Consider the following 19,101-nt stretch of genomic DNA (forward strand, 5'->3'; position numbering starts at 1 on the left):
AGCGAAAAAAACGGGAGGCTCATCGCCTCCCATTTTTTTACCCTTCTTTTGTCGTGCCCTGCGCTCGCGTGACCGGTACAGGCAACCAGGCGCGAATGGAAAGCCCGCCTCGCTCGCTGGTGCCGAGCTCCAGCATCCCGTTATGGTTATCGATGATACGCTGCACAATTGCCAGCCCTAACCCCGTTCCGCTAATGGTGCGCGCGCTGTCGCCGCGGACAAACGGCTGGAATAAGTGCTTACGCTGCTCTGGTTCAATACCAGGACCATCATCTTCCACCTGGAACCAGGCGCGATTCGGCTCCGTACCGCTACTGACTTTAATCCAGCCATTGCCGTAACGGGCGGCGTTCACCACCATATTTGCCACTGCGCGTTTGATGGAGAGCGGATGCATTTTTACTTCAATGCTGCCCGGCTCAAGCGCGGTTTCAATTTCCCGCTCATAGCCACTTTCCGCAGCAATCACCTCACCAAGCACGGCATTAAGATCGGCCAACTCCATCGGCATCTCCTGCCCGGTGCGTAGATAGTCGATAAATTGCTCAATGATGGCATTGCACTCTTCGATATCCTTGTTGATCGATTCCGCCAGGTAGCCATCCTGCTCACTCATCATCTCCGTTGCCAGGCGAATACGCGTCAGCGGCGTGCGCAGGTCATGACTCACCCCTGCCATCAACAACGTGCGGTCATCCGCCAGTTGCTTGACGCCAGCCGCCATATGGTTGAAGGCACGGGTAACCGAACGCACCTCCGAAGCACCATATTCACGCAGCGGCGGAGGAATAATCCCCTTACCCACCTGCAAAGCCGCATGTTCGAGATCGACTAACGGTCGGTTCTGAATACGAATAAACAGCCACGCGCCGCCTATCGCCAACAGCATTATCGCCAGCGTATAGCGGAACAGCGGGGAGAAATCACCCTGATGAATTTCGGTCAGCGGCACACGCACCCAGATATTGGGCGACAGCCAGGTTTTCAGCCAGACGACAGGCGAGCTTTTGTTGACCTCGACGCGAACTTCCGTCGGACCGCCCAGTTGCTGCGCCATCTGATGGCTTAAGAATTCATAGTGTTGCGCCCAACGCAGCCCGGCCTCTTCGGCAGCTTCGTTGGAATAGAGAGAGATCCCCAGCTCACGGTAGATCTCCCGACGAAAAGCGGGAGGCACAACCAACTGCGTGCCGTCCTCCAGTTGCAGTTTGTCGGTCATCAACATACGTACTTCGTATGCGAGGACTTTATTAAACTGCTGAAGGCTCGGCAAAATCGCGAAGTTCAGTACCACCAGGTAAGTCGTCACCAGGCTGACGAACAGCAAGGTGACGATGAGCAATAACGTGCGGGCAAATGAACTTCGTGGCGAGAAGCGCAATCGCCTCATGCTTTAGAACCGTCCGGCACGAAGACGTAGCCCAGACCCCAGACGGTCTGAATGTAACGTGGGTGCGCCGGATCTTCTTCCACCATGCGGCGCAGACGCGAGATCTGCACGTCGATGGAGCGTTCCATTGCGGAATATTCACGTCCACGGGCAAGGTTCATCAATTTATCGCGGGAGAGCGGCTCACGCGGATGACTGACCAGCGCCTTCAGTACCGCAAATTCACCGCTGGTGAGCGGCATCGGCTCATCTTCACGGAACATTTCGCGCGTACCGAGGTTAAGTTTGAACTTACCGAAAGCAATTACCGCTTCTTCCTGCGACGGCGCGCCCGGCAACTCGTTCGCCTGACGACGCAGTACCGCACGAATACGAGCCAGCAGTTCACGTGGGTTAAACGGTTTCGGAATGTAATCGTCAGCGCCAATCTCCAGGCCAACGATACGGTCAACTTCTTCCCCTTTCGCCGTCACCATAATGATCGGCATCGGGTTACTCTGGCTACGAAGACGTCGGCAAATCGACAAGCCATCTTCACCAGGTAACATCAAATCCAGTACCATAAGATGGAAAGATTCACGGGTGAGCAGGCGATCCATCTGTTCTGCATTAGCGACGCTTCGAACCTGGAAGCCTTGTTCGGTGAGATAACGCTCCAGCAGCGCGCGCAGGCGCATGTCGTCATCGACCACCAGAATCTTGTAGTTCTCTTGCATTGTTTATACTCCCAAAGGTTCGCAACAATTTGTAAGCGTGTATTCTTAAAAAAGCTTACGTTCGTCACCAGCTAAATCTGGTATAAATTTCAGCCTAAATTGTTACAAAGCATATTAAACAGCAGTTTAAGTATACAATTTATTCGGCGGAACATTATTGATTCTGTTGATATGATCACGTTATACCCAATGTGCGCATTATCAAACAGACAAAGGGAATCAACGAGATGAAAACGCCCCTGATTACCCGGGAAGGGTATGAAAAACTCAAACAAGAGCTCAATTATCTCTGGCGTGAAGAACGCCCCGAGGTCACAAAAAAGGTGACCTGGGCTGCAAGTCTGGGCGACCGCAGCGAAAATGCTGACTATCAGTATAATAAAAAGCGCCTGCGTGAAATCGACCGCCGCGTGCGCTACCTCACTAAATGCATGGAAAATCTCAAAATCGTCGATTATTCCCCGCAGCAGGAAGGCAAAGTGTTCTTTGGCGCGTGGGTGGAGATTGAAAACGACGATGGTGTTACCCACCGTTTTCGTATCGTCGGCTACGATGAAATTTTTGGCCGTAAAGATTACATCTCTATTGATTCCCCAATGGCCCGCGCATTGCTGAAAAAAGAGGTTGGCGATCTGGCGGTGGTGAATACCCCTGCCGGAGAAGCGAGCTGGTATGTTAATGCCATCGAGTACGTGAAACCGTAAGGAAGAGTCTTAACCTCCTGCCGATGGCTGGCATTTTTGCCAGCCAGTCCGTATAACTATCCCCTGATTTTTGATCCGAAAAGATGAACTCAAACCATGATGAATGATTCGTTCTGCCGCATTATTGCGGGTGAAATTCAGGCGCGCCCGGAACAGGTTGAAGCCGCCGTTCGCCTGCTTGACGAAGGGAATACCGTGCCGTTTATCGCACGTTATCGTAAGGAAATCACCGGCGGTCTGGATGACACGCAGTTGCGTAATCTGGAAACGCGTCTGGGATATTTGCGCGAGCTGGAAGAGAGACGTCAGGCGATCCTCAAGTCCATTTCTGAGCAAGGTAAACTCACCGATGAGCTGGCGAATGCCATCAACGCCACTTTGAGCAAAACCGAACTCGAAGACCTCTATCTGCCCTACAAACCTAAACGCCGCACCCGTGGGCAAATCGCCATTGAAGCAGGTCTTGAGCCGTTAGCTGACCTGTTGTGGAACGATCCATCGCAAACGCCGGAAATTGCCGCTGCGCAATTTGTTGATGCTGATAAAGGCGTAGCGGATACCAAAGCCGCGCTGGACGGCGCGCGCTATATACTGATGGAACGTTTTGCCGAAGATGCCGCCCTGTTGGCGAAAGTGCGTGATTATCTGTGGAAGAACGCACATCTGGTCTCAACCGTAGTGAGCGGTAAAGAAGAGGAAGGGGCAAAATTTCGCGACTATTTCGATCATCACGAACCGCTGTCAACGGTGCCCTCTCACCGCGCGCTGGCGATGTTCCGTGGGCGTAATGAAGGCGTACTCCAGCTTTCGCTGAATGCCGATCCGCAGTTCGACGAGCCACCGAAAGAGAGCTATTGCGAACAAATCATTATGGATCACCTCGGCCTGCGCCTGAACAATGCTCCGGCGGATAGCTGGCGCAAGGGCGTGGTGAGCTGGACCTGGCGCATCAAGGTGCTGATGCATCTGGAAACCGAACTGATGGGCACCGTGCGCGAACGCGCAGAAGATGAAGCAATCAACGTTTTTGCCCGTAACCTGCATGATCTGCTGATGGCGGCTCCTGCCGGGCTGCGTGCGACGATGGGCCTCGATCCGGGTCTGCGTACCGGGGTAAAAGTAGCGGTAGTCGATGCGACCGGTAAACTGGTGGCAACCGACACCATTTATCCGCACACCGGGCAGGCCGCAAAAGCAGCGATGACCGTTGCTGCTCTGTGTGAAAAACATAACGTTGAACTGGTGGCGATTGGTAACGGTACGGCTTCCCGCGAAACCGAGCGTTTCTATCTCGACGTTCAGAAGCAGTTCCCGAAAGTGACGGCGCAAAAAGTGATCGTCAGCGAAGCAGGCGCATCGGTTTACTCTGCTTCCGAACTGGCAGCACAGGAGTTCCCGGATCTCGATGTTTCTCTGCGTGGCGCGGTATCTATCGCCCGTCGTTTGCAAGATCCGCTGGCGGAGCTGGTGAAAATCGATCCGAAATCCATCGGCGTGGGTCAGTATCAGCATGACGTCAGCCAGACACAACTGGCTCGCAAACTGGATGCAGTGGTGGAAGACTGCGTAAACGCCGTTGGCGTCGATCTCAACACCGCTTCTGTTCCGCTGTTAACTCGCGTGGCGGGTCTGACGCGCATGATGGCACAAAACATCGTTGCCTGGCGCGATGAGAATGGGCAATTCAAAAACCGTCAGCAATTGTTAAAAGTTAGCCGTTTAGGGCCTAAAGCCTTCGAGCAGTGTGCGGGCTTCCTGCGTATTAACCACGGCGATAACCCGCTGGACGCGTCTACCGTTCACCCGGAAGCCTATCCGGTGGTCGAACGCATTCTGGCGGCAACGCAACAGGCACTGAAAGATCTGATGGGTAACAGCAGCGAACTGCGTAACCTGAAAGCCTCTGACTTTACCGATGAGAAATTCGGTGTGCCGACGGTAACCGACATTATCAAAGAGCTGGAAAAACCGGGTCGCGACCCGCGTCCGGAATTTAAAACCGCTCAGTTTGCCGATGGCGTCGAGACAATGAACGACCTGCAACCGGGTATGATCCTCGAAGGTGCAGTCACCAACGTCACCAACTTTGGCGCGTTTGTCGATATCGGCGTACATCAGGACGGTCTGGTTCACATCTCTTCCCTGTCGAATAAGTTTGTGGAAGATCCGCACACCGTGGTGAAAGCGGGTGACATTGTGAAGGTGAAAGTGCTGGAAGTGGATCTCCAGCGTAAACGTATCGCCCTGACCATGCGCCTGGACGAACAGCCTGGTGAAACCAATGTCCGTCGTGGCGGCGGTAACGATCGTCCGCAAAACAACCGCCCGGCAGCAAAACCGCGTGGCCGTGAAACGCAGCCTGCCGGTAACAGTGCGATGATGGATGCGCTGGCAGCAGCAATGGGTAAAAAGCGTTAAACACTATGACTGGCCTACGGTTCAGCTTTGCACGGGTTCGTAGGCCAGATAAGGCGTTCACGCCGCATCTGGCAATAAACGCCTTAACTGACATAAAAGTGCCGGAGAACATCTCCGGCATTTGAGATTGCTGACAAACTCGCTTACGGGTCAAAACAGGCACAACTTTCCCCCCTCTCCCTAGCCCTCTCCCCGATGGGGCGAGGGGACCGTCCGTGCACTTGCCTGGCTCCGGTATTTTTATTCCACAGCCAAAACCACAATATATTCCGCTAATATTTATCACATCATTAACAACTGAAACCTTAATTAAACATCAAGCTGCCCTAATAATTCGTCACTCGAATTTTATTTTGACCAAGATATAACCTTGAGCCACATCAACATTGGCGCAAATTATTATCTAAACCAACATTCGCACACATTTTAAGTATTGCTGATAGAAACCATTCTCATTATCATTGTACTGTTGATTATTTAATCTCTCCTTCGTTGGCGAATCATCTGGTCTCATGTCGCTGTCAAACGCCCCATGAGGTAGTTAACCAGTTTTACTCTAAATAATTCGAGTTGCAGGAAGGCGGCAAGTGAGAGAGTCCCCAGTTACTTACCCCAGTAAGTAACTGGGGTGAGCGACCGAAGCCGCAGCACATGCAATTTGAATTATGACGAGTATAGCGAGAAACAAGTAGGCACCTATGCAATACACCCCAGATACTGCGTGGAAAATCACTGGCTTTTCCCGTGAAATTAGCCCGGCATATCGTCAGAAGCTGCTTTCTCTTGGCATGTTACCTGGCTCCTCTTTTAATGTGGTGCGCGTCGCTCCACTCGGTGATCCTATTCATATCGAAACCCGTCGTGTAAGCCTGGTATTACGGAAAAAAGATCTGGCCTTATTAGAAGTGGAAGCGGTTTCCTGTTAATACGGTGAGAATAACAATGAAAAAATTAACCATTGGCTTAATTGGTAATCCAAATTCTGGCAAGACAACTTTATTTAACCAGCTCACCGGGGCTCGTCAGCGTGTAGGAAACTGGGCTGGTGTTACCGTCGAACGTAAAGAGGGTCAGTTCACCACAACCGATCATCAGGTCACCCTGGTGGATCTGCCCGGCACTTATTCTCTGACCACCATCTCTTCGCAGACTTCGCTGGATGAGCAAATCGCCTGTCACTACATTTTAAGCGGCGATGCCGATCTGCTGATTAACGTGGTGGATGCGTCTAACCTTGAACGTAACCTTTACCTGACGCTGCAACTACTGGAGCTGGGTATTCCGTGCATCGTGGCGCTGAACATGCTCGACATTGCCGAGAAGCAAAATATTCGCATTGAAATTGATGCCCTGGCGGCGCGTCTTGGCTGCCCGGTGGTTCCACTGGTCTCCACTCGTGGTCGTGGTATTGAAGCGCTGAAACTGGCAATTGACCGCTACAAAGCCAACGAGAATGTAGAACTGGTGCATTACGCCCAACCGCTAATCAATGAAGCCGACGCACTGGCGAAAGTGATGCCGTCCGACATCCCGCTGAAACATCGCCGCTGGCTGGGTCTGCAAATGTTGGAAGGCGATATTTACAGCCGCGCCTACGCTGGTGAAGCATCGCAGCATCTGGATGCTGCTCTCGCCCGTCTGCGTAATGAGATGGACGATCCGGCGCTACACATTGCCGATGCGCGTTACCAGTGTATTGCCGCCATCTGTGATGTGGTGAGCAACACCCTGACGGCAGAACCCAGCCGTTTCACCACTGCCGTAGATAAAATCGTGCTTAACCGATTCCTTGGTCTGCCGATTTTCCTCTTTGTGATGTACCTGATGTTCCTGCTGGCTATCAATATCGGCGGGGCGCTACAACCGCTGTTTGACGTCGGTTCCGTGGCGCTGTTTGTACATGGTATTCAGTGGATTGGTTACACACTCCACTTCCCGGACTGGCTGACTATCTTCCTCGCCCAGGGCCTGGGTGGTGGCATTAACACCGTTCTGCCACTGGTGCCGCAAATTGGCATGATGTACCTGTTCCTCTCCTTCCTGGAAGACTCCGGATATATGGCGCGTGCGGCGTTTGTGATGGACCGTCTGATGCAGGCGTTGGGATTACCGGGTAAATCTTTTGTGCCATTGATTGTTGGCTTCGGTTGTAACGTGCCGTCGGTGATGGGCGCGCGAACCCTTGATGCACCGCGTGAACGCCTGATGACCATCATGATGGCTCCATTTATGTCCTGCGGCGCACGTCTGGCAATCTTCGCGGTATTTGCGGCTGCGTTCTTTGGGCAGAACGGCGCGCTGGCTGTGTTCTCACTGTATATGCTGGGTATCGTGATGGCTGTGCTGACTGGCCTGATGCTCAAATACACCATCATGCGCGGTGAAGCGACGCCGTTTGTCATGGAGTTGCCGGTATACCACGTACCACACGTTAAGAGCCTGATTATCCAGACCTGGCAGCGTCTGAAAGGTTTCGTTCTGCGCGCCGGTAAAGTGATTATCATCGTCAGTATTTTCCTGAGTGCCTTCAACAGCTTCTCGCTAAGCGGGAAAATCGTCGACAACATCAACGACTCAGCGCTGGCTTCTGTCAGCCGTGTGATAACCCCGGTCTTCAAGCCGATTGGTGTACATGAAGATAACTGGCAGGCAACGGTTGGCCTGTTCACGGGTGCCATGGCGAAAGAAGTGGTGGTGGGTACGCTCAACACCCTCTACACCGCAGAAAATATTCAGGACGAAGAGTTCAATCCGGCGGAATTCAACCTTGGTGAAGAGCTGTTCAGCGCGGTAGATGAAACCTGGCAGAGTCTGAAAGACACCTTTAGCCTTAGCGTACTGATGAACCCAATTGAAGCCAGCAAAGGCGACGGTGAAATGGGCACCGGGGCGATGGGCGTGATGGATCAAAAATTCGGTAGCGCGGCAGCAGCTTACAGCTATCTGATTTTTGTCCTGCTGTATGTACCGTGCATCTCGGTAATGGGCGCCATCGCTCGTGAATCAAGCCGTGGCTGGATGGGCTTCTCCATCCTGTGGGGGCTGAATATCGCTTACTCGCTCGCCACCTTGTTCTATCAGGTTGCCAGCTACAGCCAGCACCCAACCTACAGTCTGGTGTGCATTCTGGCGGTGATCCTGTTTAACATCATGGTCATTGGCCTGCTGCGTCGCGCGCGTAGCCGGGTTGATATCGAACTGCTGGCAACGCGCAAATCGGTAAGCAGTTGCTGCGCAGCCAGCACCTCTGGCGATTGCCACTAAGGATACGGCAATGGCTTCGCTCATCCAGGTGCGTGATTTGCTGGCGTTACGGGGCCGTATGGAAGCGGCCCAAATCAGCCAGACGCTGAACACTCCACAACCGATGATTAACGCAATGCTGCAACAACTGGAAAGTATGGGCAAAGCCGTGCGAATTCAGGAAGAACCTGACGGCTGCCTCTCCGGCAGTTGCAAAAGCTGCCCGGAAGGAAAAGCCTGTCTGCGTGAGTGGTGGGCGTTGCGTTAACATTGTTCCACAACATTGTTCCACCACCTGTTTTGAAAAGCCCGGTATGCGTTTGCTACCGGGCTTTTTTGCGTGCCACTTTCCATAAAAATGCAACTCTTGCAGCACGACGTAAATTCCTCTGAAAGAGTCTCGCAGGGATGAAAACTGGCTAATGCACAGGTGTGGAGTGGCGCGTAGAGTCGCGGCATTCAAACAACAGGTGAAGGAACGCCATGAGCAAAAAGCAGAGTTCCACCCCACACGATGCACTGTTCAAACTCTTTTTACGCCAACCGGACACGGCGCGCGATTTTCTTGCGTTCCATTTACCGGCCCCCATTCACGCGCTCTGTGATATGAAAACCCTCAAGCTGGAGTCGAGCTGTTTTATTGATGACGATCTGCGTGAAAGCTACTCTGACGTGCTGTGGTCGGTGAAAACCGAGCAAGGACCAGGATACATCTATTGCCTGATTGAACATCAAAGCACCTCAAACAAACTGATCGCATTTCGCATGATGCGTTACGCCATTGCCGCAATGCAAAATCACCTGGATGCCGGATACAAAACGTTGCCGATGGTGGTGCCGTTGTTGTTTTACCATGGTATTGAAAGCCCCTATCCCTATTCGCTGTGTTGGCTGGATTGTTTCGCCGATCCCAACCTGGCAAGGCAGCTTTATGCCTCTGCATTTCCGCTGATTGATGTCACCGTCATGCCTGATGATGAAATCATGCAACACCGACGCATGGCGCTGCTGGAGTTAATTCAAAAACATATTCGTCAACGCGACCTGATGGGACTGGTAGAGCAAATGGCCAGCTTATTAAGTAGTGGATACGCTAATGACAGACAAATCAAAGGGCTGTTTAATTACATACTACAAACAGGCGATGCGGTACGTTTTAACGATTTTATCGATGATGTGGCCAAACGTTCACCGAAACACAAGGAGAGTTTAATGACTATTGCGGAAAGATTGCGGCAGGAGGGACATCGTCAAGGGGTACAACAAGGTGTACAGCAAGGACGACGCCTGGAAGCCCTGGATATTGCCCAAACGATGCTGAAAGCGGGTATCCCCCACGAAGACATAATCTTATTTACCAGCCTGACGATGGAGGAGCTTAAAGAAATTATCCATTGATAAAACAAAGGAGAGTTTAATGACTATTGCAGAAAGATTACGGCAACAAGGAGGAGCCATGATCGTTACTATCCCACGAGATCTTGCCACCGATCCTGGCTGGCCACCGGGCACAGAGATTACCGTGGAGAAAAAAGGCGATAGCGTTAATTTGCGCGCCACAGAGCACAAGCCGCGTGGGCGTCTTACCGTCGCGCAATTGTTGAGCCAGATCGATGAAAGCGAAATTACGGAGCTAAATCAGTCGACAGAAGGATGGGCAGAAGGGAAAAAAGGTAATGAAGCATGGTAAAGGCACGGACGCCACATCGTGGTGAGATCTGGTATTTTAACCCTGCTCCGGTTGCCGGGCATGAACTTCGGGGTCCACATTATTGCATTGTGGTAACAGACAAAGAACTCAACAATGTCTTAAAAGTTGCTATGTGCTGTCCGATTTCAACAGAGGCAAATGCAGCACGTTCCACAGGGGTGACGGTGAACGTCCTCCCCCATGATACGCAAACCGGTAACCTGCATGGCGTTGTGCTTTGTCACCAGCTAAAAGCTGTCGATCTTATTGCCCGTGGCGCTAAATTTCATACCGTTGCCGATGAAACATTGATTAGTAAGGTACTCGGTAAACTGGTAAATTTAATCGACCCACAATAATTTGCCCTTACTTACCACCTACACCCTCTGCTTCAACGCCACCAGCAGGTGACAAAACTCATCCGGATGCGAAATAAACGGCGCATGAGCCGCTTTGGCGAAGATATATGATTTGCTGTGAGGCCATAGTTCATCCAGCATTGGCACTACTTTGCGCGGCACCAGACCGTCAAGATAGCCATATAAGCGCAAAAACGGCATTTGTACGCTTTGCAACGGCTGACGGAGATCGACCGTTTTCAGAATTTCCAGCCCACCATTAAGCACGTCAACCTCCGGCATCGGTAACGCCAGAACGGTTTTCTTCAGCGCTCGCGCATCCTGACGCGCCGTTTCCGTGCCCATCGTTTGTAGTGCAAGGAACCGTTCCACTGTACGCTGAAAATCTTCACTTAGCTGCTGCTGAAAACCCGCCAGCACGTCCGGTTTTATCCCCGGCCACTCATCACGAGCACTGAAACACGGTGACGAAGCTACGGTAACCAGCGCCTGAACACGCTCGGGATGGGTTAACGCAATCTGACTTGCCACCAGCCCGCCCAGACTCCAGCCCAACCAGATGGCTTTATTCGGTGCCCGTTGCAGCACGCATTCCGCCATGTCAGAAAGCGACATCGCGCCATATCCCTGGCTGCGCCCGAAGCCAGGCAGATCAACAAGATGCAGCGTAAAATGCGAGCTGAGTTCCTCATCGATGCAACGCCACACTTCGGCATTCAGTCCCCATCCGTGCAACAGCACAAGATGAACATTCCCCTGACCTTTGGTCTGCCACCAGATGTTATTCATCCGCTATTGTTCTCTTTTGACTCACAAGGATGAATATATGCTAACAGTACCGGGATTATGCTGGCTATGCCGAATGCCGCTGGCGTTAGGTCATTGGGGAATCTGTTCTGTCTGCTCCCGCGCCGCACGTACACATAAAACGTTATGCCCGCAGTGTGGATTACCGGCTTCACACTCACATCTTCCCTGCGGTCGCTGCCTGAAAAAACCGCCACCGTGGCAAAGACTGATCACTGTTGCCAACTATGCACCTCCATTAAGCCCGCTCATTCACCAGCTTAAGTTTTTGCGACGTAGTGAAATCGCCAGCGGCCTGTCACGTCTGTTACTATTAGAAGTCTTACACGCCCATCGGACTACCGGATTACAACTGCCGGATCGTATCGTCAGTGTTCCGTTATGGCAGCGCCGCCACTGGCGTCGGGGATTCAATCAAAGCGATTTGCTGTGCCAGCCTTTATCGCGCTGGCTGCACTGCCAATGGGATAGCGACGCCGTCACGCGTATAAGAGCCACTGCGACCCAGCATTTCCTCAGTGCCCGGCTGCGCAAGCGCAACCTGAAAAATGCCTTTCGCCTTGAATTGCCCGTGCAAGGTCGCCATATGGTGATTGTGGATGATGTCGTTACCACCGGAAGTACCGTCGCAGAGATTGCGCAGTTGCTTTTACGCAATGGTGCGGCGACAGTCCAGGTCTGGTGCCTTTGTCGAACCTTGTAGAGCCTCGATGATGGGCGTATTATAACCAACTAAAATAGTCAACTATTAGGCCATTACTATGATCCGTATTTCCGATGCTGCACAAGCGCACTTTGCCAAACTGCTGGCAAACCAGGAAGAAGGGACACAAATCCGCGTATTTGTGATTAACCCTGGCACGCCTAACGCTGAATGTGGTGTATCTTATTGTCCGCCAGACGCCGTAGAAGCCACCGATACCGCCCTGAAATTTGACCTGCTGACCGCGTATGTTGATGAACTAAGCGCACCTTACCTGGAAGATGCAGAGATTGATTTTGTTACCGACCAACTGGGTTCTCAGCTAACGCTGAAAGCCCCGAACGCCAAAATGCGTAAAGTGGCTGACGATGCGCCGCTGATGGAGCGCGTGGAGTATATGCTGCAATCGCAGATTAACCCGCAGCTTGCCGGTCACGGTGGTCGTGTCTCGCTGATGGAAATCACCGAAGACGGTTATGCCATTCTGCAATTTGGCGGCGGCTGTAACGGTTGTTCCATGGTCGACGTGACGCTGAAAGAAGGGATCGAAAAGCAGTTGCTGAACGAATTCCCGGAACTGAAAGGTGTACGTGACCTCACCGAACACCAGCGCGGCGAACACTCTTACTACTAAGTTATCCCCCTCTTTTGTAGATTGCCCGATGCGACGCTAAAGCGTCTTATCGGGCTACGTTGAACATGTGCCAGGCGTTGGCACGGCATTACCTCAGTAAATCTAATCCCTTCATTTCCCCACGATAATATGACCAACCTCTCATAATTTAAATTTACCCCGCTCTGGTGATTCTCAAGCGCATAATGTTACCCGTATCATTCTCATGGGCACCGAACACACTCATAACATTTGACGACACTAATTCGTTTTAGGAGTCATCAGCCGTGGTGCCGTTATATCTCTGTTCCCAGTTGGGACAACCAGGATTTGTCGTCAGAAACCTGACGTTACCCATAACAAATTAAAGGCCAGGTAAATCATGCCATTAGTCATTGTTGCTATCGGTGTAATCTTGTTATTACTCCTGATGATCCGCTTCAAAATGAACGGCTTCATCGCTCTCGTCCTGGTGGCGCTTGCTGTTGGATTAATGCAAGGGATGCCGCTGGATAAAGTTATTGGCTCTATCAAAGCCGGTGTCGGCGGAACGCTCGGTAGCCTTGCCCTGATCATGGGTTTTGGCGCAATGCTGGGCAAAATGCTGGCAGACTGCGGCGGCGCACAACGTATCGCCACCACGCTGATCGCCAAATTTGGTAAAAAGCACATTCAGTGGGCAGTGGTACTGACCGGTTTTACCGTCGGTTTTGCCCTGTTCTATGAAGTGGGCTTCGTACTGATGCTGCCGCTGGTGTTTACCATCGCCGCTGCTGCAAATATCCCGCTGCTGTATGTTGGTGTACCGATGGCCGCTGCGCTTTCCGTAACCCACGGCTTCCTGCCACCGCATCCTGGCCCGACTGCGATTGCAACCATTTTCAATGCCGATATGGGTAAAACCCTGCTGTACGGTACTATTCTGGCAATCCCGACCGTTATTCTCGCGGGTCCGGTTTACGCTCGCGTGCTGAAAGGCATTGATAAGCCGATCCCGGAAGGCCTGTACAGCGCGAAAACCTTTAGTGAAGAAGAGATGCCGAGCTTTGGCGTCAGCGTCTGGACTTCTCTGGTTCCGGTTGTACTGATGGCAATGCGTGCCATCGCTGAAATGATCCTGCCGAAAGGTCACGCTTTCCTGCCGGTAGCAGAGTTCTTAGGTGACCCGGTAATGGCAACGCTGATTGCCGTACTAATCGCGATGTTCACCTTTGGTCTGAACCGTGGTCGCTCAATGGATCAAATTAACGACACGCTGGTTTCTTCGATCAAAATCATCGCCATGATGCTGCTAATCATCGGTGGTGGCGGTGCGTTCAAGCAGGTGTTGGTAGACAGTGGCGTGGACAAATATATCGCCTCCATGATGCACGAAACCAATATTTCCCCGCTGCTGATGGCCTGGTCTATTGCCGCCGTACTGCGTATCGCGCTGGGTTCCGCAACCGTTGCGGCAATTACTGCGGGCGGTATCGCTGCGCCGCTGATTGCAACAACTGGCGTCAGCCCAGAGTTGATGGTTATCGCGGTTGGTTCCGGTAGTGTGATTTTCTCTCACGTGAACGATCCGGGCTTCTGGCTGTTCAAAGAGTACTTTAACCTGACTATCGGTGAGACCATCAAGTCCTGGTCGATGCTGGAAACCATTATCTCGGTGTGCGGTCTGGTAGGCTGCCTGCTGCTGAATATGGTGATTTGATAACACTGACTGCCGGATATGGCGTGAATGTCTTATCCGGCTGCTCTAATGAGTAGGCCGGATAAGACGCATCAAGCGTCGCATCCGGCATTAACCGCACTCTACGTCTTCTTCCCTGCCGCCCTGCGCCGTCTGTCCAAATCCTTCAGTAACTTGTTCACGCCATCATCGGAAAACATCGTCTCAAGGGTTGTAGACAGCTTGCGCCGCCAGTTTTTGTACTGGTAACTGGTGCCAGGAATATTCACCGGTTCCGCCATATCCAGCCAGTCTTCCGGCTGTAGCCCTAACAGAGCGCTGTTACTGTCGGCAATGTACCGCTGCAAACCACGATTAAGCATCGGCGTCATCGACATCAGCGATGCCTTATGTCCAGCACGTTTTGGCAGACAACCATATTTATGCAGCGCATCCAGTAGCCCTTGCTTCGCCAGCTCGCGATCCTGATACAAACCGCGCAGCACTACTTCATCCGGGTACAGCCCCAGCGTTTTGCCCAGCGTTAAATCCCCGCTCTCCCAGTAACCACGCAGCGTTGGCAGGTCGTGCGTTGCTGCTACTGCCATCGACTGTTCCGGATACGCTTTCGGTGCGCGGAACGTCTTCTCATGGTCACTTTCGAAATAGAGCACTTTGTAGGAGTAAACCCCGCTACTGCGCAGCTTACCGACAATCTCTACCGGTACAGTGCCGAGATCTTCGCCAATCACCATGCAGCGATGGCGTTTGCTTTCCAGCGCCAGAATAGCGAGCAGATCATCCACCGGATAGTGAACATACGCTCCCTGATCCGCCGTTTCACCATACGGTATCCACCACAAACGCAGCATCGACATCACATGGTCAATTCGCAATGCGCCGCAGTTTTGCATGTTCGCGCGCAGCAGTTCGATAAACGGTTCATAGGCGCGCGCGGTGATGATATGCGGGTCCATCGGCGGCAAACCCCAGTTTTGCCCTAACGGGCCAAGGATATCTGGCGGTGCGCCAACCGATGCTTTCAGGCAATACAACTCACGGTCACACCAGGTTTCTGCCCCACCTTCCGCTACGCCAACCGCCAGGTCACGATACAAGCCAATCGGCATTTCATAGCCCTGGCTTATCTCCCAGCAGGCGGCAAACTGGCTGTAGGCCAGCCACTGCAGCCAGAGATAAAAATCGACGTCATCACGATGTTCTTCACAGAACTGACGCACTTCTGGCGAGTCTACGTTCTGATACATCTCGGGCCATGCTGGCCAGCCCCAGCGCATTTCGTCTTCTTTTACTTGTTGTGCATGTAGCGCATCAAACGCCGCCTGCCAGAACAGGCTGTCGCCCTGTTCAGCAACAAACTGGCGAAACGCTACCATTTGTCCATCATCACGTTGTGCGAAGACTTTCCACGCCATCCGCAGTGCGGTCATTTTCAGTGCGGTGACGGTAGAGTAATCGACCCAGTCAGTATCCCGCGCCTGTTGCAGCGCCTGTTGCGTAGTCGGCATGTGCCACCAGGCCTGCGCCTCCTCGCTAAGATGGAAATCTTCAACGGCGTTAACATCAATATAAATCACGTTCAGCCAGCGGCGAGAAGACGGGCTATACGGGCTGGCACTTTCCGGGTTTGCCGGATAGAGCGCATGAATCGGGTTCAGGCCAATGAACGACCCGCCGCGTTTCGCCACATCCACCAACATGGCTTTGAGATCGCCAAAATCACCGATGCCCCAGTTTTTTTCCGATCGCAGGGTATAAAGCTGAACGCAAGCGCCCCACAGTTTTTGTTTATTCAACAATGCCTGCGGTTCGTAGCAGCGTTTCGGTGCGACAATCACCCGACAATGGGCGCGCTGTTCGTCCTGGGTAAGCGTCAGCGTGTGATAACCTTCCGGCAGCTTCGCCGGAAGATTGAAGGCTTTGCCACCACTCACGTGGCCTTTGTACTGTGTTCCTTCTTCGGTAGTCAGCAGCCAGCTAAATTCGCCGCTGCCCTCCACCGCCATTGGCATTTTTTTACCGAAGGTATACACCATGACGTTGGGTACTGGCGTTACCGCCACTTTCGTGGCGGTACTCCGATGCATCGCGTCAAGCAAACGCCGTTTGGTTTCGGCGCCAATCGACTGCGGTTTACCGTGGGCATTGATGTAATTGGGACTGATCCCCGCCGCCAGCGCGGCATTATCCAGACGTTTGCTTTCCATCGAGCTTCCTTAGCGTTTTGCCTGCCAGATACGAGCCTGATAATCGCGAATAGAGCGATCCGAGCTAAACATACCGCAGCGGGCGGTATTGAGGATCGCCGCGCGTGTCCAGGCTTCCTGGTCGCGGTACAGCACATCTACCTGCTTTTGTGCCTCTACATAGGCTGCGAAATCCGCCATCACCAGATATGGATCGCCGCCCTGCTTACCGATACTGTGCAGCATCTGGTCAAACGCATGTTTATCGCCGTCGCTGTATTTACCGCTTTCCAGCTCTTTCAATACTGCATCGAGCTGCTTGTCTTTCTTACGCCATTTGAGCGGATCGTAGCCCTTCGCTTTCAATGCCTTAACCTGCTCCACGGTATGACCGAAGATAAAGATATTTTCTTCACCGACTTTTTCAGCAATTTCGACATTTGCGCCATCCAGCGTACCGACAGTGAGCGCACCATTAAGAGCCAGTTTCATATTGCCCGTGCCAGAAGCCTCTTTCCCAGCAGTCGAGATCTGCTCAGAGATATCCGCCGCCGGGATCAGCATTTCCGCCGCCGAGACACAGTAATCCGGCAGGAACACCACTTTCAGCTTGTCACCCACTTTTGGATCGTTGTTGATCACTTCAGCCACTTTATTGATCGCAAAAATAATGTTCTTCGCCAGATAGTAGCCCGGCGCGGCTTTCGCCCCGAACAGGAACACACGCGGTACGCGGTCAGCTTGCGGGTTTTCGCGAATCTCTTTGTACAACGCCAGAATATGCAGCAGATTCAGGTGTTGCCGTTTGTACTCGTGCAGACGTTTAATTTGGACGTCGAAAATTGCCTGCGGGTTGATTTCAATACCAGTACGCGCTTTTACAAACTCTGCCAGACGAACTTTATTCGCCTGTTTGATTTCGCGATATTGCTGGCGGAATTTCGCGTCATCAGCGAATTTTTCCAGATTAATCAACTGATCGAGATCGTTAGCCCACTCTTTTTTCAGCGATTTATCCAGCAGCGCCGCCAGTGCCGGGTTGCACTGTTTGATCCAGCGACGCGGAGTAATACCATTAGTGACGTTATGGAATTTGTTCGGCCACAACTGGTGGTATTCCGGGAACAAATCTTTCACCACCAGATCCGAGTGCAGCACCGCCACGCCATTCACCGCAAAGCCGCTAACCACACACATATTGGCCATACGAACTTGTTTGTCATGTACCACCGCCAGTTTCGCCCATACCGCCTTGTCGCCCGGCCAGGTTTGTTCCACCAGCTTCTTAAAGCGGTTATTGATTTCGTTGATTACCTGCATATGGCGTGGCAACAGCGCTTTAATCAGCTTCTCATCCCAGCACTCCAGTGCTTCTGGCATCAGGGTATGGTTGGTATAAGCGAAGGTTTTACTGGTGATTGCCCAGGCGTCATCCCAGCTCATTTGGTGCTCATCTATCAGCACACGCAGCAGTTCAGGAATGGCAATAGTCGGGTGTGTGTCGTTAAGTTGAATGACTTCGTAATCCGCCAGCTCGTGCAGTTTACGCCCCGCCAGATGATGGCGACGAAGAATGTCAGCAATCGAACAGGCGCACTGGAAGTATTGCTGCATCAGGCGCAATTTTTTACCGGCGGTATGGTTGTCGTTTGGATAGAGAACTTTAGTCAGTTTTTCCGCGTTGATGCCCTGTTGTTCAGCACGCAGGAAATCACCGTCATTAAATTTGGTAAGATTGAACGGATGAGCATGAGTCGCCTGCCACAAACGTAGCGGCTGTGCTACGCCGTTACGGTAGCCCAACACCGGAAGATCCCACGCTTGCCCGGTAATGGTAAATTCCGGTTCCCAGCGTCCATCTTTCGTCACTTTGCCGCCAATGCCCACCTGCACATCCAGCGCTTCGTTATGGCTAAACCACGGATAGTTGCCACGATGCCAGTCGTCTGGCGCTTCAGACTGTTTGCCACCGACAAAGGACTGACGGAACAGGCCATACTGGTAGTTAAGACCATAGCCAGTAGCTGACTGCCCAACGGTTGCCATTGAGTCGAGGAAACACGCAGCCAAACGCCCCAGGCCACCGTTCCCCAACGCCGGGTCGATCTCTTCTTCCAGCAGGTCTGTCAGGTTGATGTCATAAGACTTCAATGAATCCTGAACAGCCTGATACCAGCCGAGGTTTAACAGATTGTTGCCTGTCAGACGACCAATCAAAAACTCCATTGAGATGTAGTTAACATGACGCTGATTCGCCGCCGGTTTGGCAAAAGGCTGGGCCCGCAGCATTTCCGCCAACGCTTCACTCACAGCCAGCCACCATTGGTGAGGGGTCATCTCAGCCGCTGAAGTTAAACCATAACGCTGCCACTGGCGTGACAGGGCTTCCTGAAATTGCTTTTCATTAAAAATGGGTTGTGACATAGGAGTTCCAGTTTTCTTAGATATTAAACACAACGTTATCGTTAGTTTGCCAGGCTCCATGTTGACCTTCCTCATCCTACGGGGGATTAGGCGGGGAGGAGTGACGGGGATGAGCAAGAAAATGTGATCGCGCCCACTTAAAGGTAGTGCAATCAACTGCAAAAGTATCA

16 protein-coding genes are annotated in these 19,101 nt (G+C 52.3%); 11 read left to right on the forward strand and 5 right to left on the reverse strand.

Features of this window, described 5'->3' with window-relative positions; all coding sequences use genetic code 11:
- Nucleotides 1–37 precede the first annotated feature (37 nt).
- Nucleotides 38–1,390 carry a two-component system sensor histidine kinase EnvZ gene (envZ, locus tag C0K55_RS11445; RefSeq protein WP_001253702.1) on the reverse strand — a complete coding sequence of 451 codons (1,353 nt, stop codon included), beginning with the start codon at nucleotides 1,388–1,390 and terminating at the stop codon, nucleotides 38–40.
- Nucleotides 1,387–2,106, reverse strand: a complete 720-nt coding sequence (gene ompR, locus C0K55_RS11450; protein ID WP_001157751.1) for an osmolarity response regulator transcription factor OmpR — start codon at nucleotides 2,104–2,106, stop codon at nucleotides 1,387–1,389. The genes envZ and ompR overlap by 4 nt, the downstream gene beginning before the upstream one ends.
- Before the next feature lie 227 nt (nucleotides 2,107–2,333).
- On the opposite strand from ompR, the gene greB reads away from it, so the two are divergent.
- The 8 genes from greB to C0K55_RS11505 all read left to right on the forward strand — a co-directional run bounded on the left by greB (nucleotide 2,334) and on the right by C0K55_RS11505 (nucleotide 10,520).
- Nucleotides 2,334–2,810, forward strand: coding sequence for a transcription elongation factor GreB (greB, locus tag C0K55_RS11460; protein WP_001517234.1), 477 nt, complete (start codon nucleotides 2,334–2,336; stop codon nucleotides 2,808–2,810).
- A 96-nt stretch (nucleotides 2,811–2,906) separates the two neighbouring features.
- Nucleotides 2,907–5,228, forward strand: coding sequence for a Tex family protein (locus C0K55_RS11465; protein ID WP_000980770.1), 2,322 nt, complete (start codon nucleotides 2,907–2,909; stop codon nucleotides 5,226–5,228).
- Nucleotides 5,229–5,926: 698 nt separating this feature from the next.
- Complete coding sequence (feoA, locus tag C0K55_RS11475) at nucleotides 5,927–6,154, forward strand: ferrous iron transporter A (RefSeq protein ID WP_001200455.1); 228 nt, start codon at nucleotides 5,927–5,929, stop codon at nucleotides 6,152–6,154.
- A gap of 16 nt (nucleotides 6,155–6,170) precedes the next feature.
- Entirely contained in the window at nucleotides 6,171–8,492 is a 2,322-nt protein-coding gene (gene feoB, locus C0K55_RS11480; protein WP_105266379.1) for a Fe(2+) transporter permease subunit FeoB, read from the forward strand.
- Nucleotides 8,493–8,502: 10 nt separating this feature from the next.
- Nucleotides 8,503–8,739 carry a [Fe-S]-dependent transcriptional repressor FeoC gene (gene feoC / locus C0K55_RS11485; protein WP_000157586.1) on the forward strand — a complete coding sequence of 79 codons (237 nt, stop codon included), beginning with the start codon at nucleotides 8,503–8,505 and terminating at the stop codon, nucleotides 8,737–8,739.
- 215 nt (nucleotides 8,740–8,954) lie between these two features.
- Nucleotides 8,955–9,869 carry a recombination-promoting nuclease RpnA gene (rpnA, locus tag C0K55_RS11495; RefSeq protein WP_105266380.1) on the forward strand — a complete coding sequence of 305 codons (915 nt, stop codon included), beginning with the start codon at nucleotides 8,955–8,957 and terminating at the stop codon, nucleotides 9,867–9,869.
- Nucleotides 9,870–9,888: 19 nt separating this feature from the next.
- Nucleotides 9,889–10,161: an AbrB/MazE/SpoVT family DNA-binding domain-containing protein gene (locus C0K55_RS11500; RefSeq protein ID WP_105266381.1), complete on the forward strand. Its 273-nt coding sequence runs from the start codon at nucleotides 9,889–9,891 to the stop codon at nucleotides 10,159–10,161.
- Entirely contained in the window at nucleotides 10,155–10,520 is a 366-nt protein-coding gene (locus C0K55_RS11505) for a type II toxin-antitoxin system PemK/MazF family toxin (RefSeq protein ID WP_105224506.1), read from the forward strand. The genes C0K55_RS11500 and C0K55_RS11505 overlap by 7 nt, the downstream gene beginning before the upstream one ends.
- A gap of 18 nt (nucleotides 10,521–10,538) precedes the next feature.
- Here C0K55_RS11505 and bioH read toward each other — a convergent pair whose 3' ends face one another.
- Nucleotides 10,539–11,309 (reverse strand): pimeloyl-ACP methyl ester esterase BioH, encoded by a 771-nt coding sequence (bioH, locus tag C0K55_RS11510; protein ID WP_001060066.1) that lies wholly within the window; start codon nucleotides 11,307–11,309, stop codon nucleotides 10,539–10,541.
- 37 nt (nucleotides 11,310–11,346) lie between these two features.
- Here bioH and gntX point away from each other — a divergent pair, with 37 nt between their 5' ends.
- The 3 genes from gntX (at nucleotide 11,347) to gntT (ending at nucleotide 14,342) form a co-directional block, all read left to right on the forward strand.
- Complete coding sequence (gene gntX, locus C0K55_RS11515) at nucleotides 11,347–12,030, forward strand: DNA utilization protein GntX (RefSeq protein ID WP_001517237.1); 684 nt, start codon at nucleotides 11,347–11,349, stop codon at nucleotides 12,028–12,030.
- A gap of 58 nt (nucleotides 12,031–12,088) precedes the next feature.
- Complete coding sequence (nfuA, locus tag C0K55_RS11520; RefSeq protein ID WP_000619389.1) at nucleotides 12,089–12,664, forward strand: Fe-S biogenesis protein NfuA; 576 nt, start codon at nucleotides 12,089–12,091, stop codon at nucleotides 12,662–12,664.
- A gap of 361 nt (nucleotides 12,665–13,025) precedes the next feature.
- Entirely contained in the window at nucleotides 13,026–14,342 is a 1,317-nt protein-coding gene (gene gntT / locus C0K55_RS11525; RefSeq protein WP_001131743.1) for a gluconate transporter, read from the forward strand.
- A gap of 101 nt (nucleotides 14,343–14,443) precedes the next feature.
- Here gntT and malQ read toward each other — a convergent pair whose 3' ends face one another.
- A complete protein-coding gene (gene malQ, locus C0K55_RS11530) occupies nucleotides 14,444–16,528 on the reverse strand; it encodes a 4-alpha-glucanotransferase (protein WP_000444296.1) in 2,085 nt (694 codons plus the stop codon).
- A 9-nt stretch (nucleotides 16,529–16,537) separates the two neighbouring features.
- A complete protein-coding gene (gene malP / locus C0K55_RS11535; RefSeq protein WP_105266382.1) occupies nucleotides 16,538–18,931 on the reverse strand; it encodes a maltodextrin phosphorylase in 2,394 nt (797 codons plus the stop codon).
- Between the last annotated feature and the right edge of the window lie 170 nt (nucleotides 18,932–19,101).

Source organism: Escherichia sp. MOD1-EC6098, assembly GCF_002965865.1.
In the GTDB taxonomy this organism is placed as follows: Bacteria; Pseudomonadota; Gammaproteobacteria; order Enterobacterales; family Enterobacteriaceae; genus Escherichia; species Escherichia marmotae.

Bases quoted from the DNA above. Each gene is read 5' to 3' on its own strand.
- feoB (WP_105266379.1), top strand. From the start codon at position 6,171: ATGAAAAAATTAACCATTGGCTTAATTGGTAATCCAAATTCTGGCAAG.
- C0K55_RS11500 (WP_105266381.1), top strand. From the start codon at position 9,889: ATGACTATTGCAGAAAGATTACGGCAACAAGGAGGAGCCATGATCGTT.
- nfuA (WP_000619389.1), top strand. From the start codon at position 12,089: ATGATCCGTATTTCCGATGCTGCACAAGCGCACTTTGCCAAACTGCTG.
- malQ (WP_000444296.1), bottom strand. From the start codon at position 16,528: ATGGAAAGCAAACGTCTGGATAATGCCGCGCTGGCGGCGGGGATCAGT.
- feoA (WP_001200455.1), top strand. From the start codon at position 5,927: ATGCAATACACCCCAGATACTGCGTGGAAAATCACTGGCTTTTCCCGT.
- C0K55_RS11505 (WP_105224506.1), top strand. From the start codon at position 10,155: ATGGTAAAGGCACGGACGCCACATCGTGGTGAGATCTGGTATTTTAAC.
- gntX (WP_001517237.1), top strand. From the start codon at position 11,347: ATGCTAACAGTACCGGGATTATGCTGGCTATGCCGAATGCCGCTGGCG.
- gntT (WP_001131743.1), top strand. From the start codon at position 13,026: ATGCCATTAGTCATTGTTGCTATCGGTGTAATCTTGTTATTACTCCTG.
- feoC (WP_000157586.1), top strand. From the start codon at position 8,503: ATGGCTTCGCTCATCCAGGTGCGTGATTTGCTGGCGTTACGGGGCCGT.
- bioH (WP_001060066.1), bottom strand. From the start codon at position 11,309: ATGAATAACATCTGGTGGCAGACCAAAGGTCAGGGGAATGTTCATCTT.
- envZ (WP_001253702.1), bottom strand. From the start codon at position 1,390: ATGAGGCGATTGCGCTTCTCGCCACGAAGTTCATTTGCCCGCACGTTA.
- C0K55_RS11465 (WP_000980770.1), top strand. From the start codon at position 2,907: ATGATGAATGATTCGTTCTGCCGCATTATTGCGGGTGAAATTCAGGCG.
- rpnA (WP_105266380.1), top strand. From the start codon at position 8,955: ATGAGCAAAAAGCAGAGTTCCACCCCACACGATGCACTGTTCAAACTC.
- malP (WP_105266382.1), bottom strand. From the start codon at position 18,931: ATGTCACAACCCATTTTTAATGAAAAGCAATTTCAGGAAGCCCTGTCA.
- greB (WP_001517234.1), top strand. From the start codon at position 2,334: ATGAAAACGCCCCTGATTACCCGGGAAGGGTATGAAAAACTCAAACAA.
- ompR (WP_001157751.1), bottom strand. From the start codon at position 2,106: ATGCAAGAGAACTACAAGATTCTGGTGGTCGATGACGACATGCGCCTG.